6 protein-coding genes are annotated in these 5,137 nt (G+C 49.8%); 2 read left to right on the top strand and 4 right to left on the bottom strand.

All coding sequences use genetic code 11. From position 1 onward, the window contains the following. On the top strand, positions 1-541 hold a 541-nt coding region (locus Q0231_RS10100), incomplete at its 5' end, for a PfkB family carbohydrate kinase (RefSeq protein WP_299347563.1). Between the two features lie 144 nt (positions 542-685). After that, positions 686-1,108, top strand: coding sequence for a hypothetical protein (locus Q0231_RS10095; RefSeq protein WP_299347562.1), 423 nt, complete (start codon positions 686-688; stop codon positions 1,106-1,108). On the opposite strand, the gene Q0231_RS10090 is transcribed toward Q0231_RS10095, so the two are convergent. From Q0231_RS10090 to Q0231_RS10075, 4 genes are all read right to left on the bottom strand, one after another. After that, positions 1,105-2,589, bottom strand: coding sequence for a glycosyltransferase family 39 protein (locus Q0231_RS10090; RefSeq protein WP_299347560.1), 1,485 nt, complete (start codon positions 2,587-2,589; stop codon positions 1,105-1,107). The two genes, Q0231_RS10095 and Q0231_RS10090, sit on opposite strands and share 4 nt — an antisense overlap. Before the next feature lie 10 nt (positions 2,590-2,599). Beyond that, a complete protein-coding gene (locus tag Q0231_RS10085) occupies positions 2,600-3,508 on the bottom strand; it encodes a pseudouridine-5'-phosphate glycosidase (RefSeq protein WP_299347557.1) in 909 nt (302 codons plus the stop codon). 1 nt (position 3,509) lies between these two features. Beyond that, positions 3,510-4,607, bottom strand: coding sequence for a PfkB family carbohydrate kinase (locus Q0231_RS10080; RefSeq protein ID WP_299347555.1), 1,098 nt, complete (start codon positions 4,605-4,607; stop codon positions 3,510-3,512). A gap of 55 nt (positions 4,608-4,662) precedes the next feature. After that, on the bottom strand, positions 4,663-5,137 hold a 475-nt coding region (locus Q0231_RS10075), incomplete at its 5' end, for a sulfurtransferase (RefSeq protein WP_299347553.1).

Genomic DNA, 5,137 nt, shown 5'->3' with positions numbered 1-5,137 from the left:
TATCAGCCTTATTCCAGATCCATGTGGATCAACTTATGAAGCTTTGATGGTGCAAGAGGCTGCGCATCGTGTGATTTCGTTTGATCCAAACATTCGCCCGACTTTTATCAAGGATGAGCCAACCTATCGGGCGCGGATGGAGCGGATGCTGAAGCTTGCCGATATCATCAAAGTGTCGGATGAAGATTTGGCTTGGCTGATGCCTGGTGTTGGCTTTGCAGATGCAGCCAAATCTTTCATTAAGACTGGTGCGTCGATCGTTTTGATGACCAAGGGTGGTGAAGGCGTGGACGCTGTGACCAATGAAGGGCAGATATCGGTTCCCGCAACAAAGGCCGAAGTTGTGGATACGGTGGGCGCGGGCGATAGTTTCAATGGTGGGTTTTTGACGGGACTTAATCGGCAAGGACTATTGAATAAAGAAAAACTTGCTCGCATTCAAAACGACCAACTTGAAATCGCGTTGCGCTTGGCGGCAGACGTTTCTGCAATTACTGTTTCACGGGCTGGGGCGAACCCGCCTTGGGCGTCGGAATTGTAGTTCTTGTTTCAGTTAATTTGAATTGGTCACAATAGTGCCGCATTTGAGCGGTTGTTGGCGCCTCTTGAATTCTAGAGGTTGAATTTGAGTTTCCTTTGACCAAAATGAGCTGAGTTTGGCGGTACTTTCCGCCCCAAAATCCCCATGAAAAAATTCTTTGCGATTATCTTATGCGCGACCGCGCTTGCGGTCAGCAGCACTGCCCTTGTGACGCCTGCAAACGCCAAAAACTTGATTAAACTGATGGAAAAGGACCTTGGGGGGCGCCGCCCAAAAGGTTGTCCCAACAAATGGTGTGCCTGCTATATGGATAAGATTTTGGCCAAGGCCGGTTTTGATACGCGTGGGTCTTATCGTGCGCGAGATTTTGCGAAATACGGCAAGAAGGCCAAGCCTATTCAGGTCGGCTCCATCATGGTGCTGCCAAACCATGTGGGGGTCGTCATGGGAAAATGCGACGATGGGCGCGTTAAGATCATCTCGGGGAACTATTCAAAAAAGGTCGCTGTTGGATGCTATAGCGCCAAAAAAGCAATTGCTTGGCGTCTGCCGGTGAAGGGCAACTAGCCTTTAAATCCTGATGCTAAATAGAAATGGCGTTTTTCAACTAAATAGCCGCTCCTTTTGATTTCAAGCACATCGATTTGCTCTACGCTGTTGAAACGCTGTTCGAGCTCTATGGGTAGTGCATTTGCATGATCGGTCACCACTAACGCGTTCTGCCCAATGTGCTCGGCTGGTTCAAACCAGAATTGATATTGTGAACGTTGTGGCCCCAAGTCGGTAACATCTGCGTCTTGCATGGCAAAACCAAGCGGTGATGAAACAGTATAGTGTGTGCCCGCGACGAAATCGACATTAAACTCGTCTCTAAGTTGTTCGGTTATTTGCGCCGTTTCATCCCAGCCGAATGCTCGGGCGGAAAAATAGTCTGCGGAGCTGAAATAGGTGCGCAAAGGTAGAATTGAGAAATTGTAGGCGATGAGCCCGGCCACGATGATGCCGGACAGCATATGCGCCAACAAGAGCCAATTTGCGCGAAAAAATAGTCCAAGAAATGGCAATATGCCCACATAGGCCACCAAGTTCCAATGGAACATGATGTCGGTTGTGAAAGAAAGTCCCAAAAACACCAGGGTCGACGCCCAAAATATTGCGCGGCCAAGCGGCAAATGGTTGTTGTTGCGCTCACTTGATTTGAACAGTGTTTTGATGAGCGGCCAAATTAGGAATGGTGACAAAAAGGCAATCATGCCTCCAGCAAACCCTTTCACGCCATCCAAATTATTGTCCGTGGGCAAGCCGGCATGTCGGTCTTGCAGGATAAAGGTGACTGAGGAAGCCTTAGTTGAAATGTTCCAATAGATCTCCGGGGAAAGCACAAGCAGAAAAAGCGCGAACGCGGCGTAACTCTGCCAGTGTTTGAAAATGGAGCGGGTTTGTTGATTATAGAGCGCGAAGGCAAACACGCCCACCCCAAGTAGCACGGCGTTATATTTGGCAAGCGTTGCAAAACCCAAAAATATGCATGCAAGGTAGAGGGGCGACCAACGCCGAAATGTTTCATGAGCATTGAAGAACTTTATGAAAAAATAAAGGCTAAGCAACAGGCACAGGATCAATAAGTGATCGGGGAGTGCGAGCATGCTCATGGTGAGAAAAATGGGTGTGCTCAGAAATAAAATAGCGGTGACTATAAAATCGGATATGGGCTGGTCGCTAATCAGTTTGGTGATCAACCACAGGACCCACAGGTCCGCAAAAAATGTAAGCACCGGGACAATGCGCAGCCCAAATATATTCCAGCCAAACAGTTTTGATGAAAGCCACAAAGACCAAGCATTTAGTGGGGGGTGATCGTAGTAAGAGATCGCTGGGTGCTGCGACCACATCCAATAATAGGCTTCGTCCGGCAAAATGGTGCCGCTGGTCCAAAACCACATCCGCAGCGAAACAAGTATGGCAATGCCAATGCCCGCAGCTATCCAAAAGGGACTTTTTAGCAGCAAGACATTTGAATTTTGCTTCACATGTCTTGCTGTGTTCATCCGTTTGCCTTTATTGGGTTGCCCGTACGGCGATTTCGCCAGCCGTTTTTGCGTTGTTAATCAATAGCGCAATGTTTGCTTTTAGTGAACGGCCATTGGTAAGTTCAACAACTTTTCCCAAAACATAGGGCGTAACCGCGGCACCATGGACGCCGTCCGCATCGGCCGCTTTGATGGCCGTATCGATGACTTTTTCCATTTCATCATTTGTGAGCGCTGCGTCTTCTGGAACCGGCACGGTGAAGAGCATGCCATTGTTGCCCAACAATTTGCGCCAAGCCGTTAGAATGCTAGCCGCTTCATCAACATTTGCCACAGAATGGGGAACAGCAATTGAACTATCGCGTGTGTAAAAGGCCGGTAGATTTTTGCATCCAAAGCCAATAACTGGCACGCCTTGTGTTTCCAAAACCTCCATGGTGAGGGGAAGGTCCAAGATTGATTTTGCGCCAGCGCAAACCACGGTGACCGGCGTTTTACCCAATTCCAACAAATCCGCCGAAACATCAAAAGGGTGACCACGGTGCACGCCGCCAATGCCACCCGTTGCAAAGACATCGATTGATGCCGCCGCAGCCAATATCATTGTGCCTGCAACTGTCAATGAACCACTTTTGCCCAAGCCAATAAGCGCCGGGAAATCGCGTCGCGAGCATTTGGCAATCGAGCCGCGTGGTGATTTGGCAAAGGCGCGCAATTGTTCTTCACTCATACCAATCACAGGTTGACCGTCCACAATGCCCAAACTAGCTGGGCAAGCACCTGCGTCACGCACGGCCTGTTCCATGGCCAGTGCTGTGTCGATGTTGTGCGGATAGTCCATGCCGTGGGTTACAACGGTGGTCTCTAGCGCCACAATTGGTTGGCCAGACATTTTGGCTTTGAGTACATGCGCACCAAACTGCAAGTCAAAATTCATTTTATGTCCTTTGGATCTCTATCATTTGTGCGTTCTGAGCGACAACTTGTGCGGTTAGGTCTGGGCTGTTGCGCATTTCGCTTTGTACCGTTAGGCCTGCCGCGACAACGCCAGCTTTTGTGGCTTCAATTGGGTCTTTTTCGCCCAGTATCGCGTGCATAAATCCGGCCACAAACGCATCGCCAGCGCCTGAAACGTCTACAATATCGGTTTTTGGGATTTGCACCATGGTGATGCCGCTGTCACAAAGACACGTCACTGGTCTTGCGCCGTCGGTAATCACCACGTTCTTTGCCCCGCGCAGGTGCAATTGCTGCGCCAACGCTTGGGGAGAGACATCACCGTGCACCGATTTGGCCTCATCAAGATTGCAGAACAAAAATTCCACGCCCTTGAGGTTGTTGGGTAAGCGCCTGAACTTTGGAATTGAAACCGCGTCAATGGCCAACAAAATGTCATTGTGTAAACATCTTTTGATCAGGACTGACAACAAGCTATCGGAACAATTGGTGTCGGCGAACACCAGGCGAGATGAGACAATATGTTGCCAATCTCTATCGATCACCTGCGCATCTAAATGATCAATTATGCCCATGTCTGCAACGCCTAAATAAAGTTCACCATCTGGCTGCATTATGGCGGTGTAGGTGCCCGTTACCCCGGTGCTTTTTCGTTCAACTAGGCTTGTGTCAACGCCAATGGCAGCTGTTGCTTCAATTACGGATCGCCCAGCATCATCGTTGCCAACCACGGAGATCAGTTTTACGATTTCACCAAGTTGGGCAAGATTTTCGGCTACATTTCTGGCCACGCCGCCGCGCGTTTCCGAACTTGTGCCGGGCTGCGATGTATGAGGTATGCCGTATTCATCCAAGCGCAAAATGCGATCTAGAACTGCGCCACCAATGCAGGTGACGGCAGGGCTTTCCGCAAACACATAAGCGCGGCCCAATATGAGCCCCTTCGATTGTAGTCGATCTACGTAGTTTGCAACGCTCGCCCGGGAAATCCCTAGCGCTTCGCCAAGCTCTTTTTGGGTCGCAAATGGTTGCGATTTGATCTGCGCGAGCAGTCGAGTTTCAAGATTGGTGAGGGACATATGTTGCACATGCTGGTTGGCCTGACAAATGCAATAACTTGAATTGTCCAAATGGTCAATCTATTTCGACTGGCGTATCGCCTAGGCTACCCCATTCGGCCCAAGACCCGTCGTAAAGTCGGGCGTCAGTTTTGCCGATTAATTCAAGAGCGAGCAAAATAATTGCTGCGGTGACCCCTGAACCGCAAGTTGTAATGGTTGGTGCGCTTAGGTCGAGACCATGATTTGAAAATAGGACCTTCAACTCTTCTTTCGATTTAAACGTACCGTCATCGTTCAAAAGGGTGGAAAAGGGCACATTGGTTGCGCCTGGCATGTGGCCAGAGCGGGTGCCCGGTCTTGGTTCAGCTTCTCGGCCAAAAAAGCGCCCTGCGCCTCGGGCGTCAAGGATTTGACTTTCGCCAGCCTTAACAAATTCGCGCATTTGGGGGAGGGGGACAGTTTGATCTTTATTGAGCTGTGCCACAAACTCAACTCGGTTTGGTGATGGTTTCTTGTCGGTCACGGCAAATCCGGCGTTTTTCCAGGCC

Source organism: uncultured Maritalea sp., assembly GCF_937139385.1.
GTDB lineage: Bacteria > Pseudomonadota > Alphaproteobacteria > Rhizobiales > Devosiaceae > Maritalea > Maritalea porphyrae_A.
This window is presented reverse-complemented; position numbering and strand designations above follow the sequence as displayed.

What these genes read in the sequence shown, in the direction of transcription:
- Q0231_RS10080 (WP_299347555.1), bottom strand. Translation starts at nt 4,607, where the DNA reads ATGTCCCTCACCAATCTTGAAACTCGACTGCTCGCGCAGATCAAATCG.
- Q0231_RS10095 (WP_299347562.1), top strand. Translation starts at nt 686, where the DNA reads ATGAAAAAATTCTTTGCGATTATCTTATGCGCGACCGCGCTTGCGGTC.
- Q0231_RS10090 (WP_299347560.1), bottom strand. Translation starts at nt 2,589, where the DNA reads ATGAACACAGCAAGACATGTGAAGCAAAATTCAAATGTCTTGCTGCTA.
- Q0231_RS10085 (WP_299347557.1), bottom strand. Translation starts at nt 3,508, where the DNA reads ATGAATTTTGACTTGCAGTTTGGTGCGCATGTACTCAAAGCCAAAATG.